The sequence below is a fragment of the Streptomyces sp. NPDC008092 genome, assembly GCF_042957285.1.
Lineage (GTDB): Bacteria > Actinomycetota > Actinomycetes > Streptomycetales > Streptomycetaceae > Streptomyces.
The window spans coordinates 148,206-165,910 of record NZ_JBIBHY010000001.1 but is presented as its reverse complement, the minus strand read 5'-3'; the positions used below and the strand labels follow the sequence as shown (position 1 = coordinate 165,910).

The following is a 17,705-nucleotide window of genomic DNA, read 5'->3' as shown; positions in this document are numbered from 1 at the left end:
ACGTGACGGGCCGGCAACGGCAGCCAGGCCGGACACCGGCCGGAAGCCTGGGGGGGTTAGGCCTCCGGCCGGGCCGGTCAAAGGCGTTCGGGCACGGTCCCTGGGGGGAAGCGACCGTGCCGACGCCGCTGAGCGGAGCGGTGATCGAAGAGGCCGGGAAGCGGTCGATGCCGCTCGGCGGATCCGGCGCCACGGATCCGAAGGAAACCAGGGAGAGTTGTAGACCTGATCAGCCGTCAACGTCAAGGCCGATCAAGGGAGTTGAGCATTCGATCATGGGAATGCATGGTCGGAACATAATTGACGCGAATTCAACACCCTTTTTTCACAACTGTCTTGACCCTGAAAAGTAACCGCCGGTAACTTGCGGCTTGGCTACTGCTGCGTAACGAGAAAGCCCTTGCGCCCGCCGGGAGTTGTGAGGAGGCGTGCGCGGCAGCCGCTGTCCGCGCCAGGACAACGTGCCACTGAAGCCCAACCCGCGTGACTAATGCATGGGAGCAGACATGGCCGAGTCCCCGGACGTTCCGTCCGCCGACAACACGCCTGAGAACCCGGGAAGCGGTTCTCTTTCCGCAACACCAGACACCACCGGGGAGACCGGAGGGGCACCGAGACGCGGACGGGTCCGGGCACGCCGGGCCGCCGTGATGGCCGTGCCGGCCACCCTGGGCCTCGCCGGCCTCGCGGTCCTGACCGCCCAGGGAGCGCTGGGGGTGTCGTTCTCCATCTCCGGCATGCCCTTCACGGTCACCGCCAAGTCGCTGGACGGCACCGGCTTCGAGCAGTTCGGCGCGCTCGACAGCATGGCGGACGGCAGCCCGAACGCCGGTGACACCGGCGGGCAGGTGCTGGTCGTCACCTCCGCGATCAAGAACGCGACCCTGGACAGCCTGTGCCAGAGCGTCGACCTCGGCGGTACCAACCTGCTCATCAAGGCGGGCAGCGGCTCGTCGAAGGTGCAGGCGACCAACCTGACCACCGACTCGACCGAGCTGTCGGGCGACGCGTCCTTCAACAACATCGAGATCGGCAACGACGCGAGCACGCTCACCAAGGCCGGGGTCAAGGGACCCATCGGCGTCTTCAGCCAGCAGGCCGACACCGTGCACATCGACAACCTGCGGCAGACCAACTACGCGACGACCGCCGGGGTGTTCAAGCTGCCCGGCCTGAAACTCAGCTTCAGCAGCTCGGGTTGCTGATGTCCGGCACAGACACTCCCCATGAGGGGTGGCGGCCCGCCTTCCGCGGTTGGCGGGCCCGTCGGCCGTTCGTGGGCGGGCTGCTGCTGACCCTGGGCGGCACGTGGATCCTGCTCACCGAGAAGGCCTCGCTGAAGGTCGTCATACACATCGGCATGCAGGGCCTGGTGGGCTACCTGCTGCCGGTGGTCATGGTGCTGTGCGGCCTGCTGACCCTCTTCAACCCTTCGCAGCGCCTCTTCTACTCCATCCTCGGCGTCCTGTGCTCACTGGGCTCCTGGGTCACCTCCAACCTGGGCGGTTTCTTCGTCGGCCTCGCCCTCGGGGCCGTCGGCAGCTGCATGATCTTCGGCTGGCTGCCGGACCAGGAGCCGCGGGTGAGCCGGCGCAAGCGGCGCAAGGCCGCGCGGGCTGCCGCGCAGGGGTTCGGCGAGGGTGCCGAAGCGGTCTGAATGTTCGCGAGAAGAGGCGGACCGGTGATTCCCGGTCCGCCTCTTCTCGTGTGCGCACTTGTTGTGTGCGCTCTTCTTGCGTGTGCACTTCTTGCGTGTGCCCGCCGTGCGCTGCGGGGCGCGCTCCTCCGAACAGGTGACTTGGGAACTTCTTTGCCGTTGCCGTGAGTTCATCGGGCAGCCGGACGGCGCCTGGCCGGCCGGGGTGTGTGTGACGAGTGCGGCGAAGGAGCGGCGGCTTCATGGTGTTCAAACGGCTGCTTGGGGCGATCGGGGTCGGTGGCCCTTCCGTGGACACGGTGCTGGACGGCGGTGCGGTGGCGCCCGGCGGGGTGCTGTCGGGACGGGTGTGGCTGAAGGGCGGCTCGGCGGCCGTGGACGTCGAGCACGTCGGCCTCGAACTACTCGCGCGCGTGGAGGCGGAGCACGAGGAGGGCGAGAGCGAGGGCGCGGTCGTCTTCGAGCGGTTCACCGTGGGCGGCGGCTTCCGGCTCGGTGCGGAGGAGGAGCGGGAGGTGCCGTTCAGTGTGCCGGTGCCGTGGGAGACGCCGGTCACCGAGCTGCACGGCCAGCCGCTGGGCATCGTGCTCGGGGTGCGCACGGAGGTGGGGGTGGCCGGTGCCCGGGACAAGGGCGATCTGGACCCGCTCGCCGTCGGGCCGCTGCCCGTGCAGGAAGCGGTCCTGGAGGCCCTGGGCCGGCTGGGCTTCGGCTTCCGTTCGGCGGATCTGGAGTACGGCCGGATCGGCGGCACCGGCCAGCGGTTGCCGTTCTACCAGGAGGTCGAGCTGACCCCGGCGCCGCAGTACGCGCACGCGGTCACCGAGATCGAGCTGACCTTCCTCGCCTCACCGGCGGGCCTGGAGGTGGTCCTGGAGGCGGACAAGCGCGGCGGGCTGTTCTCCGCCGGACACGACGCGCTGACCCGGTTCACGGTCCGCCACGAGGACGCCCCCGCCCTCGACTGGACCGGCGAGGTCGACGGCTGGATCCGCCAGTTGATCGCGCACCGCGAGGCCTACGGCAGCCACGCCGCGTACGGCCACGGCGGGCACCAGGACGAGCACGGGGAGCACTACGACGGGTACGGCGAGCACCACGACGGCCACCACCGCTCCGGGCCGGGCCTCGGCACGGCGGTCGCCGCGGGTGCGGCGGGCCTCGCGCTGGGCGTGGTCGGCGGAATGGTGGCGGCCGAGGTGGTCGACGAGATCGGTGACTTCTTCGAGGGGGACGAGGACTGACCCGGGGGCGGGGTCAGCTCGGGGAGGCGGTCGGCTCGCCGACCGTCCTGGGCTCCGGCTGCGCGGGGGCCGCGGCCGGCTCCGCCGCCATCTGTACCGACGTCGGCTCCACCGGCGCCGCCGCGGCCGTTTCGTCGGTCTTCATGGCCTTCGCCTCGCTCTTCAGGATGCGCATCGACTTGCCCAGGGCCCGGGCGGTGTCGGGCAGCTTCCGGGAACCGAAGAGCACGATGAAGACGATCGCGACGACCAGCAGGTGCCAGGGTTCGAGTCCGTTGCGGAGCATGACCGCCCCCTCCCTTTCTCACGTTTTTCCGTGCCGACGGAGGGCGCTGCATGCGCCCCGCCGGGCAGCGACGATTGCTACATTGCGCAACTGTACAACCCGGAGTACGGAACGCTCCCCGGCCCCGGCCGCAAGTCGCTACCGCCGGTCGTGGCGTGCCCGCACCGCCCGCAGCGCGAGGGCGTAAAGACCCAGGACGGCGGCGAGCAGCACGTGGTAGGCGGGCGGCAGCCCGGTCATGCCCAGGGCCGCGCCCAGCGGGCCGGGCGGCAGCAGCAGGCCGACGGCGGCGAGGGCGGCGGCGGCGCGGCCGACGGGCCCGGGGCGGGGGCCGCCGCGGAGCAGGAACATCACCAGGGCCTGGGTGAGCAGGTTCTCGGTGAACCAGGCGGAGTGGAAGACGGCCTGGTCGTCGAGGGCGTCGGGGCCGCGCAGGGCGAGCGCGAGGACGCCGAAGGTGGCGAGGTCGGCGATCGCGTTGAGCACCCCGAAGCCGGTGATGAACCGCAGGAAGGCACGCGGCCGCAGCACGGTCGGGCGGCGCAGCGCCGCAGCCCCTGGGCGGTCGTGGGCGAAGGCGAGCTGCGCGGCGTCGAAGCAGAGGTTCTGGGCGAGCACCTGGACCGGGAGCATCGGCAGGAAGGGGAGGAGCAGACCGGCGGCGAGCATCGCGAGGACGTTGCCGAGGTTGGAGGAGAGCGTGACCCGTAGATAGGAGGCGATGTTGGCGCTGCTGTGCCGGCCCGCGGTCACGGCGTGCCCGATCGCGCCGAGGTCCTTCGCGGCGAGCACCACGTCGGCCGTCTCGCGGGCGAGGTCCACGGCGGTGCGGGGCGCGATCCCGACGTCGGCCGCGCGCAGGGCGGGGACGTCGTTGACGCCGTCCCCGAGGAACCCGACGGTGTGCCCGGCGGCGCGCAGCCCGGCCACGATCCGGGCCTTGTCCGCGGGGGTGCAGCGGGCGACGACGCCGGCGCCGAGGTCGAGGGGATCACCGGCCACGGCCACCGGCCCCGCGGCGAGGCCGAGGTCCTGGCAGGCGCGGGCCGCGGTCGCCGGGTGGTCGCCGGTGAGGACGCGGACGGTGATGCCCAGGCCGGTGAGGGTGCGCAGGGCCTCGGCGGCGCCGGGGGCGAGGGCGTCGCGGAAGGTGACCAGGCCGCGGAAGGTGAGGCCGTGCTCGTCGGCGGTCGTGTAGGGGCGGATGCGGGCGGGTGCCTCGGCGGTGGCGACGGCGAGGACGCGCAGCCCGGCGGCGGCCTCGCGGGCGGCGAGGGCGAGGAGGCGTTCGCGTTCGGCGGGGTCCAGGTCGCAGCGGTCCAGTACGTCCTCGGCGGCACCCTTGGTGACGAGGACATGGGTGCCCAGGGTGCCGGCGACGACGGCGGTGGCGGTGCGCCGCTCGGCGTCGAAGGGGACGGCGCCGACGCCGTCGTACTCCTCCCCCACCGGCCCGGCGGCCGTGAGCAGGGCCTCGTCGAGGGCGTCGGGGGCGGGCAGTTCGGCGAGTTGCAGGCTCCACCAGGCGCCTACGGCCGCCCAGCGCAGCACCTCCGGGTCGGCGGCGCCGTCGGGCCCGAGGGCGCGTTCCACGACGGGCCGGTCCTGGGTGAGGGTGCCGGTCTTGTCGAGGCAGAGCACGTCGACCGCGCCCAGGTCGTGCAGCGCGGGCAGCCGTCGTACGACGACCTGGTGGGCGCGGGCCAGCAGCGCGGCGCCCCGGGCCAGGCAGGTGGTGACGATCACCGGGAGCATCTCGGGGGTGAGTCCGACGGCGACCGCGACCGCGAAGGGCAGGGTCTCAAGACCGCGGCCGCGCAGGGCGGCGTTGGCCATGAGGACCAGCGGCGGGGTGAGCAGCATGAACCGGATGAGCACCCAGGAGATGCCGTGCACGGACCGGTCGAAGGCGCTCGCCTCCCGCCGCCCGCCCGCGGGGCCCTGGGCGGCGGCGAACCGGGTCCGCTCCCCCGTCTCCACCACGACCGCCGTGGCGCTGCCCGAGGCGACCCCGCTGCCCTGGAAACAGAGGTAGGGCTCCTGGAACGGTCCGGTGCCGTCGGCATCGGCCGCGCCGGCGACGGGGACGGGGACGGCGGGCACGTCGACGGCCGCCTTGGCGACGGGCGCCGACTCGCCGGTCAGCACGGCCTGGTGCACGGTGAGCCCACGGGCGCGCAGCAGTCGTACGTCGGCCGGGACCAGGTCGCCCGGGCCGAGCCGGACGACGTCGCCCGGCACCAGCTCGGTGACCGGGACCTCCCGGGCCCGCGGCTCCGCGTCCGCGCCGGCGCGGCGCAGCACGGTGGCGGTGCCGGCGACGAGTTCGCGCAGGGCGGCCAGCGAGCGGTCGGCGCGGTGTTCGCCCGCGGCGCGCAGTCCGCAGCTGACCGCGACCAGCGCGAGGATCACGACGGCCGTGCCCCAGGAGGCGACGAGGGCGGAGGCCAGGCCGAGGGTGAGCAGGACGGCGGTGAAGGGGTCGCGCAGCGCACGGGCGCAGCGCAGCGGCCAGGAGGCGGTGTGCGGCAGGGGCGGGGAGTTCTCGCCGACCTCGGCGAGCCGGGCCGCGGCCTCGGCCTCGGTCAGCCCGCGCGGTCCCGTGCCCAGTCGGCGCAGCACCTGCAGCGAGGTGGCGGCCCCGCCCTCAGAGGCCACGGAGCCGTCGGGGGGTGGGCAGCTCGGCGCCGGTGGTGCGGGCGGTGAGGCGGCCGACGAGCAGGCGTACGACGTCGACGACGTCCGGGTCGTCGACCAGGTACACCTGGCGGCGGCCCTCCCGGCGGGAGCGGACGAGGCCGGCTAGCTTCAGCTTGGTGAGGTGCTGGCTGACCGCGGGCAGCGCGCCGCCGACCCGCTCGGCGAGGCCCGTGACATCGCTCTCGCCCTGGGCCAGCGCCCAGACGATGTGCAGCCGGGCGGGCGAGGCGAGCAGCCCGAAGGCCGCGGCCGCCTCCGTGAGCACGTCCGCGGTGGGGTCCTCGTAGCCGCTGCCGGGCACCGTCGCCACCTTCGTGGTCCTCCTGTCCACCGCGTCCTGTCCGCCGCGTCGAAGCGACCCGTCGCGGGCCGGAGGGACAGTTTAGGGCGCGGGAACTTATCGGCCGCCACGCAAGTTTCTACGGTGTTGTAGAAGTAAGTTTTCGGCAAGCAAGGCCTCTTACCGACCGAGGAGTGAGTGCGCATGGCCCTGTGGGACCGCATCAAGGATTCCGCGACGCAGATGCAGACCCAGCTGGTGGCGAAGAAGAACGACCTGAAGAGCGGTGCGTTCCGCGACGCGAGCATGGCGATGTGCGCGCTCGTGGCCGCCGCCGACGGCACCATCGACCCGGCCGAGCGCCAGCGGGTCGCCCAGCTCATCGCCACCAACGAGGTGCTGCAGAACTTCCCGGCGGACGACCTGCGCCGCCGCTTCGAGGAGAACCTGAACAAGCTGACCACCGACTTCGCCTTCGGCAAGGTGAGCGTGCTCCAGGAGGTCGCCAAGGCGAAGAAGAAGCCGGCCGAGGCGCGTGCCGTCATCCAGATCGGCATCGTGATCGGGGGCGCGGACGGCGACTTCGACAAGACCGAGCAGGCGGTGGTGCGCGAGGCGTGCTACACGCTGGACCTGCCGCCGCACGAGTTCGACCTCTGACCGGCGCCGTCGGGCCGGGGGCGGCGGGCCGGGGGCGGCCTCACATCCGCCGGCTCGTGGCCCAGCAGAGTGCGGTGAGGGCCATCGCCACGCCGCAGGCCGCCGTGGCCGAGCCGTCCAGGTAGGCACTGCCCAGGACCGCCACGCCCAGGGTCGCCCCCAGTTGCTGTACGGCGTTCAGCGCACCCGCCGCCGAGCCGACCTCCTGGGGGCGCAAGGGCTGCAGGGCCAGCGTGAAGAAAGCGGGGGTGAACAGGCCCGCGCCCAGGCCGACCAGGGCGAGTGCGGGCAGCAGCCAGGGGTAGGGGGCGCCGTCGGCCGTGGTGGCGTACCCGACCGCGGCGGCCGTCAGGCCCGTGAGCACGAGGGCCAGGCCGTAGGGCATCATGCCGCGCCGGGCACCGCGGCGGCCGGACAGCCAGGACGACACCGCGAGCCCGGCCGACCACGGCGTGAGGCTCAGGCCGGCCGCCAGTACGCCCTGGCCCGCCTCCAGTTGCAGCTGGAGGACGACCACGGTCATCAGGCCGTTGGTCACCGCGAAGAACGCCGTGGAGGTGGCGAGGGCGGGCGGGAAGCCGCGGTGGGTGAAGAGGGACGGTTCCAGGAGGGGCGTGCTGGTGCGGCGCTGGTGCAGGGCGAAGGCGGTCAGGGCGAGCAGGCCGAGCGCCGCCAGCGCCCAGTCGCGGGGCGGGAGTTCGGTGAGGTTCGTGCCGATCAGGGGGTAGACGAGCAGGCCCGTGCCGGTCGCCGCGAGTGCGGTGCCCGGCCAGTCGAGGGCGGGCCGGTGCGGGGCGCGGTTCTCCGGGAGCCTCGGGGACAGGGCGAGGACGGCCAGGGCCACGGGGACGTTCACCAGGAAGGCGGCCCGCCACGAGAGGCCGAACAGGTCGGCGTGGGTGAGGACACCGCCGAGGACCGGACCGCAGACGGCCGCGAGGCCCATCACCGGGCCGATGGTGCCCAGCGCCCGGGACAGCTCGTCGCCCTCGAACATCGCCTTGATCAGCCCGACGGTCTGCGGAATGATCACGGCCGCCGCCGCGCCCTGCACGGCGCGGAAGGCGATCAGCAGACCCGCTGTCGGCGCGAGTGCGCAGGCGACGGAGGCCGCGGCGAAGAACGTGACGCCGAGGACGAAGACCCGGCGGCGGCCCGCGATGTCGCCGAGCCGTCCGCCGGTGATCAGCAGGACGGCGAACGGCAGGGTGTACGCCGTGCTGAACCACTGGACGTCGGAGACGGAGCCGCCGAGGCCGGCGTGCACGGCGGGGGCGGCGACCTGGACGATCGTCGCGTCCAGGAGGTTCATCGCCTCGGCGAGGAGCAGGGCGAGGAGGGCGGGCCCGCGCCAGGGGTGCGGGGCCGGGGTGGCGGAGGTGTGCGTGGCTGCGGTTTTCATGGGGGCAGCGTGCGGGGCTCCGCGAAGGGCCCGACGGTTTCGGGCGCAAGGTCGCCGTTTTCTTCCGTCGGACCCGGTGTTCGTGACGGAATCACACGCGTTCAGCCCTGACGACCGGACGTGCCGGAGCACGTGTACCGGGATGCCGGTACCGCTCGGCCGCTGCCCCGTCCGCCCAGGGGCCGCGCCCGCGTCGCCTGGTCCTTCTCGGTGGCGACGGCGGTGGCGGAGAGGAGCGTCGCGGCGGTGAGGCTGCCCCAGAGGGCGGCCGGGCCGTGGGAGGCGAGCGTGGTGATGACCGCCGGGGAGACGGCGAGTCCGAAGCCCGTGGAGAGCTGGAAGCGGGCGAGGGCGCGTCCCAGGGCATGGGCCGGGGCGAGGGCGGTGACGAGTGCGGTGGCGCTGCCGGCGTAGATGATCTCGCCGATCGTGCAGACCACGGACACCGCGGCGACGGCCGGGGCGCTCCAGCCGTGTCCCGGTGCGGTGACCGCGAGGAAGCCGAGGTAGGAGGCGGCGACCACCACGCCGGCGAGAGCCAGCACGGTCCGCCGGGAGAAGCGGGACAGCAGGACGGTGACCGGCAGTTGCAGGGTGACCACCAGCACCGTGTTCGTCACGAAGATGGCCGCCGACCACATCGGGGAGGCGTGCAGCTGCGTCACCAGGACGAGGGGGAGCCCGACTTCGGTGACGTTGAGGCAGAAGGCGTAGACCACGTTGGCGGCCAGCAGTGCGCGCATCCGGGGTGCGGGAGCGCCGGCCCTGTCCTCGGCCGGGGCGGCGGCCGGCTGCGTGTGCAGGCGGACCGACCAGGCCAGGGCCGCCGCGGCGAGATAGGCGAGCCCGGTGACGGCGGCCAGCGCCTGCAGTGCGGTGGTGCCGCCCGCCAGGCACGCGGTGGCCAGGAGGGCGCCCGCGCCCAGGCCGGCGTTGCGCAGGGCGCGGCCCGCGGCGAGAGCGGCGTCGCGTTCGCGGCCGTGGGCGACCGTGGCCACGAGGGCCGCATGGGCGGCCGGCCACGCCTGGTTGCCGATGCCGAGGAAGAGTGCCGCCGTCGCGAACAGCGGGACGTTCCCCGCCGGGGTCACCGGCAGCAGCGCCACGCCCACCACCCGTACCAGCATCGACGCCGCCACGACCGTGCTGCGTGCGCCCCGGTCGAGCCAGCGGCCGACCGCGGGCATGCACGCCAGCCCCACGACGATGCCGGCCGTCAGGGCGATGCCGGTGGCCGGCGCGGACAGCTTCAGCACGGTCACCCCGTAGAGCAGCAGAAAGGGCCGCAGCAAGCCGGTGCCGAGCGCGTCCACGGCCAGGGCGACGGCATAGCGGGGGCCTCCGGAGGCACGGACGAGGGTGCGCGGCTGGATCCTGGTGGTGGTTGCCATGGCGTCAACGGTGCGTTCGGCCGCCGGTCCGGCCGCGCCGGTTGACGGACACCGTCAATCGACGCGGTCGCCGGCCGTGCGGCCAGCGATGATGAGGGGATGACGTTGAGGATCGACATCGGCGGCCTGCCGTCCGGGCGGCTGCGGTTCGCTGCCTCCCCGTTGGCCGAGCTGACCGCGATGCTGCACGTGCTGGCCGAACCCGGGCACCACCCGCAGCTCGCCGGCTGGGCCGGGGACGTCTGGGCCGGGCTGCGGCCGGAGCTGGCCGAACGGCTCAGGGAGGCGGAGTTCCTCTGGCGTTCCTCGCGGGCCGACTTCCTGGTCCCCGCCCGTCCGCGGCCCACCCTCGTGGAGGAGCTGGACGACGTGGACCGGATCGACGACGAGGCCTATGTGACCGCCGCGCTCATCACCACGTGCGGCAGCAACCGGGTGCACTTCGCCGCGCCGTCGCCGCTCGCCGACGCGGCGGCGCGGGAGCGGGCCCTGGACCTGGCCCAGGCCCGCGGCGCGCTCCAGGAGGCCTTCGCGGAACGGCTGCTCGCGGACCCGGCCGCCGTGCGGGCGCGGGTGCGCGACACCCTCGAACAGTGCGCCGAGGCGTTCTTCGACGCCGCCTGGACGGGCGTCGCCGTGCAGCTCGCCACCGACCTGCGCCTGAAGAACGACCTGCTGAAGCGCCAGGGCATCGGGGCGGCGCTCGCGTCGGTCTCCGGCGCCGTGGCCCTCGCGCCGGACGGCGACTGCATCGTCGTGGACAAGCTGCAGGACAGCGCGACCGCCGCACACGGCACCGGGGTCACCTTCCTCCCCAGCGTCTTCGGCCGCCCGCACCTGGTGGCGGTCTACGCGCCCGGGTGGCAGCCGGTGCTGCAGTACCCCGTGGCCGAGGCGGGTCCGCCGGAGCCGGTGTCGCTGGAAACGGTCACGCTCCGGCTGGAGGCACTCGCGCACCCGGTACGGCTGCGGCTGCTGCGCACCCTGGCCCGCGGCCCGCACACCACCGGTGAGCTGGCCCACGCCTGGGAACTCTCGCCCCCGGAGGTTTCCCGCCACCTCGCCGTCCTGCGCCGTGCCGGCCTGCTCACGACCCGGCGGCACGGCCGGTACGTCCGTTACACCCTCAGTGTGCCCGACCTGACGGCACTGGGGGCCGACCTGCTGGCGGCCGTACTGCGCTGAGCTGCCTCCACCCGGCACGCACGCCTGTCGGGGTCGTCCGCTCAGACGTCGGCCAGGAGGGGCAGCAGCTCCATGGCCGCCGTCACGTCTCCGGTGAGCGAGCGGTCCTCCATGCCTCCGGGCAGCGCCTGCGCCGCCATCCGGAAGGCCGGCACCGTCGGCTCCACCGGCGCCAGCCGCAACGCGCGTACCGCGGCCACCAGTTCGCAGGCCAGTACCACCGGGTACGCCGCCGCGGCCCGCTCCGCCTGCCGCGCCGCCTGGCCCGCGAAGCTCGCCGCCTCCTCCAGGCCGTGGGAGAGGACGGTGTGGCCCGCCGAGGCCGGGGTCGCGCTCGAACGGAGCTCTGCCAGCGCCGAGTTGGCGGTGTACTCCAGGACCATGATGCCGGAGCTGCTCGCCGGTCCCGTGGCCAGGAAGGCGGGCAGACCCGTGAGGTCGGCGCGGGTCAGGGCCTGGAGGCGGGCCGCGGAGAGCTGGGCGGTCTGGAGGAGGGCCAGGTCGAGGCCGTCCAGGGCCAGGGCGAGCGGGGCCGCGAAGAAGCCGCCGTGGTGGTAGACGTTGCCGTCGGGGGCCAGCACGGGGTTCTCCGTGGGGCAGTTGACCTCCGTCTCGACGACGTGGCGGAGCCTGTCGGCGGCTTCCAGGGCCGCGCCGTGGACCTGCGGGAAGGCGCGGAAGCCGTAGGGGTCCTGGATGCGGCGGCCGGTGGTGAGCGGGTGGTCGGGGATCGCCAGGAGGCGTCGTACCTCCGCCGCCGCCCGGGCCGGGCCGGGGTACGGGCGCAGGGCGTGCACCTCGGGGGCGTAGGCCTCCGGGGAGCCGGAGACGGCGGCCAGCGAGAGGGCGGCCACCGCGTGGGTGGCCCGCAGCAGCACGTCGAGGTCCTGGCAGGCCAGGGCGGCCCGGCCCAGGGCGAGGGCGTTGCTGCTCAGCAGGGCCAGCGAGTCGCCGGGGCGGAGGGTGACCGGGGCCGGCAGTTCGGCGTCTGGGGACGTGGTGAGCCAGGGGCGTTCGCCGATCAGGGTGAGGCCGGTCTGGGCCAGGGCGGTGAGGTCGCCGGTGCCCACACCGCCGTACTCGTTGATCGCGGGGTGCACGCCGAGCCGGAGGGCCTCGGTCAGTGCCGTGACGAACGAGGGGTGGATGCCGGAGCCGGCGGCCAGCAGCTGGTTGGCCCGGACGGCGAGCAGCGCGCGGGCCTGCCGGGCCGGCAGCAGCGGTCCGGCGCCGCCGGCGTGGCTGCGCAGCAGGCGCAGGCCGTGGCCGGCCGCGTCGGAGGGGTCGACCACGACGGAGCGGTGGGCGCCCACGCCGGTGCCGCGGCCGTACCAGTGGCCCCGTGCGGCGAGGCGGCCGGCGGTCTCATGGGCCCGGCGGACCCGGTCGAGCGCCCCGGCCGCTACCACGGGGCCGGCAACGGCGTCGGCGAGCCGGACGAGTCCGGTCAGGCCGAGGCCGTTGCCGTCGAGCACGACACGGTCCAAGGAGGGTCCAGGGAGGATCCGGGACTGGTCGGACACGGGTCAGCTGCTGAGGCCGACCTTCTTCAGCCAGGCCTGGGCGACGTCCAGCGGGTCCTTGTTGTCCGACTGCACCTGGGTGTCCAGGTCCAGCAGGGTCGCCGTGTCCAGCTTGGCGGAGACCGCGTTGAGGGCGTCGGTGGCCGTCTGGTTCAGGGCGCTCTTGTATACGAGCGGCTGGACGTTCTCGAAGCCGAAGAGGTTCTCCGTGTCCTGCAGGACGACGAACTTCTCCTTGGTGATGGTCGGGTCCGTGCTGAAGATGTCGCCGGCCTGCACCGCGTTCTTCTTCAGGGCGGCCGCGGTGAGCGGGCCGCCCGCGTCCAGCGCCTTGAAGGACTTGAACTCCAGGCCGTACACGGACTTCAGGCCGACCAGGCCCTGCTGGCGGGTCTGGAACTCCGGCGAGGCGCCGATGACCAGGTCCTTGGCGATGCTCTTGAGGTCGGCTATGGACGACTTCTCGGTGAGGTTGTACTTGGCGGCGGTGGTCGCGTTGAGCGTCACCGTGTCCTTGTCCTGCGCGTCCGCCGGGTTCAGCAGCGTCAGCTTGGAGTCCAGCTTGGCCTCGATGGCCGAGGTGGTCTCCTCGACGGTCTTCGGGGCCGCCTTGGGGTCGAGGTAGGCGAGCAGGGCGCCGTTGTACTCGGGCAGGACCGAGATCGAACCGTTCTTGAGCAGACCGTAGGTGGTTTCGCGGCTGCCGATGTTCGACTTGTAAGTGACCTTGACGCCCTTGGCCTTGAGTGCTTCGCCGTAGATGTCGGCGATCAGGATGCTCTCGGCGAAGTTGTTGGAGCCGACGACAACGGTGTCCCCGCTCGCCTTGCTGTCCGACAGCGGGTCGGACTTGCTGTCGTCGGAGGAGGAACAGCCCGCCAGCAGGGCCGTCGTCGCGGCGAGCGCGACGGCCGCCACGCCTCGGTATGTCCGGATTGACCTGCTGGGAAGGGTGTTGGAAGTCACGGTTGCCGTTCCGGGAGCTGTGGGAAGGGTGGGGGTGTTGCGAACCGCGTGGGAGATGTTGCGCACCGCGCGGCTGTTGCGAACCACTCCGGACGATCCAATCCAGCCGGTTCTCGGTGAGTCAAGTGTCTCCGGGTCACCGATTGGCTTCAATCCGTGGCCAGTTGTGGACGGAGAGCGGTCTCTTTGTAACGGATTCTTGATAAAGAGCAAGCGGAACCGAGCTTCAAGAACGCTGTAGTCTCACCGCAGTTGATATCGGTCACAGCGGTGCACGGGGCCCGCTACTCGGTGTCGTTCCGCAACAGCTCGGGGTGAAGACGCCCCCCAGACCAGACACCCTCATGAAGGAGGCCCGGTGTCCACGAACCAGGTGGACGCGCCCGTCCGGCCCGCCCAGGCGCGGGGCGGGATACGGGGTTTCGCCGACCGTTGGCCCTTCCGGCGCAAGCTCAACCTGCTGGTCGGTGTACCGCTCGCCGTGATCGCCGTACTGCTGGCGTACGTCTTCACCGACCTGCTGCAGCAGTCCTCCAGCGCGGAGGACGCGGCACAGACCGTCCGGGACAGCGCGCAGGTGGCACGCCTCGTGGACAAGGTCGAGGCGGAGCACCAGCAGGCGATCCTGCTCTCGGCGCGCTACGAGTCGGGCTTCTCCACTCCCTCGGCGGCCGCCTACCGCGCCGCCCAGGACGCGGTGAACTCCCAGGTCGAGAAGGTACGAGACACCTTCGGCGACCGGCTGCCGGGCACCGAGGCGGACGCCCTGCGGCAGGTCGAGGGCCTGTCCAGCCTGCGGGACTCCGTCGAGGAGGCCTACCTGCCGGCCGACAACATCGACCCGGCCTACACCAACGCGTCCAACGACCTGATCGACGGTCTCGGCCTGGACCGCGACGCCAACCTCGCGTCCACCTTCACCGGCAACCTGCTGGACTCGCTGCTGCGCGCGGACGCCGCCCACGGCGCCTTCGAGACCAACGTGCTCGCGGCGACCACCGGGGACACCAACGCCCTGATCGAGTTCACCAACGCGGTCGGCGCCTACGACCTCTACCAGCACCAGGCCGACCGGTTCACCCGGTTCGCCACCGAGGGGCAGGCCCGGCAGCTGGCCGACGTCGAGCACACCAAGGCCCAGAGCACCATCGCCGAGTCCTTCGCCGAGCTGCAGATCGACCCGACCAAGCTGCAGTCCGGCAACCAGGACCAGATCCGGCAGGCCGTCAAGGACGCGCTCACCGACTACCCGGCCTACCTCCAGCAGGCCACCGCCCGGCTGACCATCACCACCTCGCTCATCGGCCAGATCGCCGACCGCGCCGACGCCGCCGCCGAGTCGGCCAAGTGGCGCGCGATCTACCTCCTGAACGGTTCGGTGCTCGGATTCCTCCTGTGGTTCGCCCTCGCGGCGCTGGTCCGCCGCTCGGTGATCCGCCCGGTGCAGGCCCTGACCGGGGTCGCGCACGAGGTCGCCGAGGTGGCCGGCCGCGAGCTCGCCCGGGTCGCCGACGACGACGCCGAGGACTCCGGCCCGCCCCGGCTGCGGGACATGCCGGTCACCGCCCGCGACGAGATCGGCGACCTGGCCGCGGCCTTCAACCAGGTGCAGACCACGGCCGCGGCGCTGCTCGAACGCCAGGTGCTCAGCCGCCGCAACACCGCCGAGATGTTCGGCAACGTCGGCCGCCGCGTCAGCAACCTGACCACCCGCCAGCTCGCCTTCATCGACGCGGTGGAGCGGGCCGAGACCGACCCGGCCCTCCTGGAACGCCTCTACTCCATCGACCACATCGCCGTGCGCCTGCGCCGCAACGCCGACAGCCTGATGCTGCTGGCCGGCATCCGCGAGACCGTGCTGGCGGCGGGCCCGACCCCGGTGTCCAACGTGGTCCGGGCCGCGCTCGGCCAGATCGAGGGCTACCAGCGGGTACGGCTGTACGCCGGCACGGATGCCATGATCGAGCCGGACATCATCGGCGACCTCACGCTGATGGTGGCCGAACTCCTGGAGAACGCGGTGTCGTTCTCGCCCGCCGGCAGCCCGGTCGAGGTGACCGTCCGCTCCAGCGACGCGGGCGCGCACATCGTCATCACCGACCACGGTCTCGGCATGAGCGCCGAGCGGCTGGCCGAGGAGAACGGCCGGCTGATCCGCCGTGAGCGCCTCGACCTGGTGCCGACCAAGGTGCTCGGCCTCTTCGTGGTGGGTGCGCTGGCCCGGCGCTGGGAGATCGGCGTCGAGCTGACCCGGACCCCGGGTGGCGGTGTCACCGCCGAAGTGACGCTGCCCTCCCGCCTGCTGCTGACGATGAGCGCGATGGCGGACCCCTCCGGCACCGCGCTCGCCGCGGAACCGGCGGTACCGGCGGTACCGGCGGCGACGACCGTACCGGCGACACCGGCCATACCGGCGGCACCCGCGGCACCGGCCGAGCCGACCGGCCCGACCGCCGCCGTCGCGGTGCCGTCCTGGGCGGAGCAGGAGAGCCCGCTCCCCCGCCGGCTGCCGCGCCGCGAGGCGGCCGCCGAGCCCGCGGCGGCGCAGCCCCCGCTGATCCCGGCCGCGCGCTCCGGCGAACCCCCGGCCGACGCCGAGGACGACTCGGCCGACGGGACCCGCCCGCTGCGCCGCCGGGTACGCGGCGCGACCCTCCGTACCACCGTCGGCGCCGCCCAGAGCCTGGCCCAGGCACCGCGCACCCGCGATGCCGAGGCCGAGCGGGACGCGCTGGACGAGTTCGAGGCGGCGGTGGAGCGCGCCCGGCGCGAGAGCGACACCGGAAGCCACGAGCGGCCGCTGCCGCACATCGACCCCACGCACCCCCCGCAGGACCAGAACCACCTTCCGGAAGGAGCCGAGCAGTGAGCACGTCGACAGGTGACACCCCGACGGGCGGCGTCACGCCGACCGACCTGCAGGCGGCCGCAGCCGACTTCACCTGGCTGCTGAACCGCTTCGCCACCGAGACCGCAGGCGTGGTCGACGCGATCGCCGTGTCCTCCGACGGTCTGCTGATCGCGGTCTCGGAACTGCGTGAGCGCGCCCACTCCGAACGGCTGGCCGCGATCGTCTCCGGCATCACCAGCCTGGCCGCCGGCGCGTCCGGCAACTACGGCCTGGGCGGCCTCAACAAGGTCATCATCGACCTGGAGGGCGGCCATGTCATCGTCTCCGCGATCGGCAGCGGCGCCGTGCTCGGCGTGGTCGCCGACAAGGAGGCCAAGCTCGGCAACATCGCCTACGAGATGACGCTGTTCGCCAACCGCGCGGGTGCGGCGCTCAGTCCGCAGCTCGTCCTGGAGCTGAAGAACAGCGTCGGCGTCCCACAGACGCGCTGACCGGCACCGCCGGTCGAGTTGCCGAGAAGGCCGAGAGAGGAAGACACAGCCATGGCGGACCCGCCTCCGGGCCCGGACCCGGTCGGCCCCGCCCCCGCCGTACGGCCGTTCCTGGTCACCGCCGGCCGGGTGGCGGACAGCGCCTCCGGACCGGCGATGCCCGTCGAGACCCAGGTGGTGGCCACCACCGCCGGGCTCGCCGTGCTCGACCGGCTCTCCTTCGAGCAGCACGACATCGTCGCGGCGTGCCGGCTTCCGCAGTCGCTCGCGGAACTGGCGGCCCGGCTGCGGCTGCACCTGAACGTGGTCCGGGTGCTGGCCGAGGATCTGCGCGAGGCCGGACAGCTGACGGTGCACGTGCCCGACTTCGAGGCCACCCACGACTCGTCCGTCCTGCGCAGGGTTATCGATGGCCTGCGGGCCATCCCCGACTCCCGAGGGGTACTCCGTGACACCGACTGACTCGCTGACCCGGGGCACCGGGCGTACGGCCGTCCGGCCGCCGCTGCCGGTGAAGATGGTCATCGCGGGCGGTTTCGGCGTGGGCAAGACCACCGCCGTCGGCTCGATCTCGGAGATCGAGCCACTGACCACCGAGGCGTCGATCACCGAGGTCGCGGCGGGCGTGGACGACCTTTCGCTCACCCCGCGCAAGACCACCACGACCGTGGCGATGGACTTCGGCTGCATCACCATCGACCCGACGCTGAAGCTGTACCTGTTCGGCACGCCCGGGCAGGAACGGTTCGGCTTCATGTGGGACGACATCGTCGAAGGGGCGCTCGGCGGGCTCGTCATCGTTGACACGCGTCGCCTCGACGACTGCTATGCCGCGGTCGACTACTTCGAGCACAAGGGGATTCCGTTCGCCGTCGCGATCAACGCGTTCGACGGCCGCGTCGAGCACACGCTGGACGAGGTGCGGTGGGCGCTGGACGTCGCCGAGGGGACGCCGCTGGTCGTCTTCGACGCGCGTGAACGGGGTTCTGTGCGGGATGCGCTGCTCGTCGTGCTGGAGCTGGCGCTGGCGCGTAGTGGGGGGTAGTGCGGTGGGTGGGGAACTGCGGGC

Annotated in this window: 16 protein-coding genes; 9 read left to right on the top strand and 7 right to left on the bottom strand. The window is 73.0% G+C overall.

Annotated elements, in window-relative coordinates; genetic code table 11:
* Positions 1-506 precede the first annotated feature (506 nt).
* The 3 genes from ACFZB3_RS00715 to ACFZB3_RS00705 all read left to right on the top strand — a co-directional run bounded on the left by ACFZB3_RS00715 (position 507) and on the right by ACFZB3_RS00705 (position 2,901).
* Complete coding sequence (locus tag ACFZB3_RS00715; RefSeq protein ID WP_391367501.1) at positions 507-1,205, top strand: DUF6230 family protein; 699 nt, start codon at positions 507-509, stop codon at positions 1,203-1,205.
* Positions 1,205-1,657 (top strand): DUF6114 domain-containing protein, encoded by a 453-nt coding sequence (locus tag ACFZB3_RS00710; RefSeq protein ID WP_391367499.1) that lies wholly within the window; start codon positions 1,205-1,207, stop codon positions 1,655-1,657. Before ACFZB3_RS00715 ends, ACFZB3_RS00710 begins: the two co-directional genes overlap by 1 nt.
* Positions 1,658-1,899: 242 nt before the next feature.
* Entirely contained in the window at positions 1,900-2,901 is a 1,002-nt protein-coding gene (locus tag ACFZB3_RS00705) for a sporulation protein (RefSeq protein ID WP_391367496.1), read from the top strand.
* A gap of 13 nt (positions 2,902-2,914) precedes the next feature.
* On the opposite strand, the gene tatA is transcribed toward ACFZB3_RS00705, so the two are convergent.
* From tatA to ACFZB3_RS00690, 3 genes are all read right to left on the bottom strand, one after another.
* Positions 2,915-3,187 (bottom strand): Sec-independent protein translocase subunit TatA, encoded by a 273-nt coding sequence (tatA, locus tag ACFZB3_RS00700; RefSeq protein ID WP_391367493.1) that lies wholly within the window; start codon positions 3,185-3,187, stop codon positions 2,915-2,917.
* Positions 3,188-3,325: 138 nt separating this feature from the next.
* Entirely contained in the window at positions 3,326-5,845 is a 2,520-nt protein-coding gene (gene mgtA, locus ACFZB3_RS00695) for a magnesium-translocating P-type ATPase (protein WP_391367490.1), read from the bottom strand.
* Positions 5,835-6,197: a metalloregulator ArsR/SmtB family transcription factor gene (locus tag ACFZB3_RS00690; protein WP_391367487.1), complete on the bottom strand. Its 363-nt coding sequence runs from the start codon at positions 6,195-6,197 to the stop codon at positions 5,835-5,837. Before ACFZB3_RS00690 ends, mgtA begins: the two co-directional genes overlap by 11 nt.
* A gap of 174 nt (positions 6,198-6,371) precedes the next feature.
* Between ACFZB3_RS00690 and ACFZB3_RS00685 the strand changes: the two genes are divergently transcribed.
* Positions 6,372-6,827 (top strand): tellurite resistance TerB family protein, encoded by a 456-nt coding sequence (locus ACFZB3_RS00685; RefSeq protein WP_132890095.1) that lies wholly within the window; start codon positions 6,372-6,374, stop codon positions 6,825-6,827.
* A gap of 40 nt (positions 6,828-6,867) precedes the next feature.
* Here ACFZB3_RS00685 and ACFZB3_RS00680 read toward each other — a convergent pair whose 3' ends face one another.
* A complete protein-coding gene (locus ACFZB3_RS00680; protein ID WP_391367483.1) occupies positions 6,868-8,229 on the bottom strand; it encodes an MFS transporter in 1,362 nt (453 codons plus the stop codon).
* A gap of 101 nt (positions 8,230-8,330) precedes the next feature.
* Positions 8,331-9,620 carry an MFS transporter gene (locus tag ACFZB3_RS00675; RefSeq protein ID WP_391367479.1) on the bottom strand — a complete coding sequence of 430 codons (1,290 nt, stop codon included), beginning with the start codon at positions 9,618-9,620 and terminating at the stop codon, positions 8,331-8,333.
* Between the two features lie 99 nt (positions 9,621-9,719).
* On the opposite strand from ACFZB3_RS00675, the gene ACFZB3_RS00670 reads away from it, so the two are divergent.
* On the top strand, positions 9,720-10,805 hold the full coding sequence (locus ACFZB3_RS00670) for a DUF5937 family protein (protein WP_391367477.1): 1,086 nt from the start codon (positions 9,720-9,722) through the stop codon (positions 10,803-10,805).
* Between the two features lie 41 nt (positions 10,806-10,846).
* Here ACFZB3_RS00670 and ACFZB3_RS00665 read toward each other — a convergent pair whose 3' ends face one another.
* Positions 10,847-12,292 (bottom strand): aromatic amino acid lyase, encoded by a 1,446-nt coding sequence (locus ACFZB3_RS00665; RefSeq protein WP_391367475.1) that lies wholly within the window; start codon positions 12,290-12,292, stop codon positions 10,847-10,849.
* 39 nt (positions 12,293-12,331) lie between these two features.
* Positions 12,332-13,294 (bottom strand): glycine betaine ABC transporter substrate-binding protein, encoded by a 963-nt coding sequence (locus ACFZB3_RS00660; RefSeq protein WP_391367472.1) that lies wholly within the window; start codon positions 13,292-13,294, stop codon positions 12,332-12,334.
* Positions 13,295-13,652: 358 nt separating this feature from the next.
* Here ACFZB3_RS00660 and ACFZB3_RS00655 point away from each other — a divergent pair, with 358 nt between their 5' ends.
* The 4 genes from ACFZB3_RS00655 to ACFZB3_RS00640 are packed head-to-tail and all read left to right on the top strand — an operon-like array spanning position 13,653 to position 17,681.
* Positions 13,653-16,163: an ATP-binding protein gene (locus ACFZB3_RS00655; RefSeq protein WP_391367469.1), complete on the top strand. Its 2,511-nt coding sequence runs from the start codon at positions 13,653-13,655 to the stop codon at positions 16,161-16,163.
* Complete coding sequence (locus ACFZB3_RS00650; RefSeq protein WP_351712298.1) at positions 16,160-16,636, top strand: roadblock/LC7 domain-containing protein; 477 nt, start codon at positions 16,160-16,162, stop codon at positions 16,634-16,636. Before ACFZB3_RS00655 ends, ACFZB3_RS00650 begins: the two co-directional genes overlap by 4 nt.
* Positions 16,637-16,687: 51 nt before the next feature.
* Positions 16,688-17,098, top strand: a complete 411-nt coding sequence (locus ACFZB3_RS00645; protein ID WP_391367466.1) for a DUF742 domain-containing protein — start codon at positions 16,688-16,690, stop codon at positions 17,096-17,098.
* Entirely contained in the window at positions 17,085-17,681 is a 597-nt protein-coding gene (locus tag ACFZB3_RS00640) for an ATP/GTP-binding protein (protein WP_217547088.1), read from the top strand. Before ACFZB3_RS00645 ends, ACFZB3_RS00640 begins: the two co-directional genes overlap by 14 nt.
* Positions 17,682-17,705 lie beyond the last annotated feature (24 nt).

Bases quoted from the DNA above. Each gene is read 5' to 3' on its own strand.
- ACFZB3_RS00715 (WP_391367501.1), top strand. From the start codon at position 507: ATGGCCGAGTCCCCGGACGTTCCGTCCGCCGACAACACGCCTGAGAAC.
- ACFZB3_RS00710 (WP_391367499.1), top strand. From the start codon at position 1,205: ATGTCCGGCACAGACACTCCCCATGAGGGGTGGCGGCCCGCCTTCCGC.
- ACFZB3_RS00705 (WP_391367496.1), top strand. From the start codon at position 1,900: ATGGTGTTCAAACGGCTGCTTGGGGCGATCGGGGTCGGTGGCCCTTCC.
- tatA (WP_391367493.1), bottom strand. From the start codon at position 3,187: ATGCTCCGCAACGGACTCGAACCCTGGCACCTGCTGGTCGTCGCGATC.
- ACFZB3_RS00685 (WP_132890095.1), top strand. From the start codon at position 6,372: ATGGCCCTGTGGGACCGCATCAAGGATTCCGCGACGCAGATGCAGACC.
- ACFZB3_RS00680 (WP_391367483.1), bottom strand. From the start codon at position 8,229: ATGAAAACCGCAGCCACGCACACCTCCGCCACCCCGGCCCCGCACCCC.
- ACFZB3_RS00675 (WP_391367479.1), bottom strand. From the start codon at position 9,620: ATGGCAACCACCACCAGGATCCAGCCGCGCACCCTCGTCCGTGCCTCC.
- ACFZB3_RS00670 (WP_391367477.1), top strand. From the start codon at position 9,720: ATGACGTTGAGGATCGACATCGGCGGCCTGCCGTCCGGGCGGCTGCGG.
- ACFZB3_RS00645 (WP_391367466.1), top strand. From the start codon at position 16,688: ATGGCGGACCCGCCTCCGGGCCCGGACCCGGTCGGCCCCGCCCCCGCC.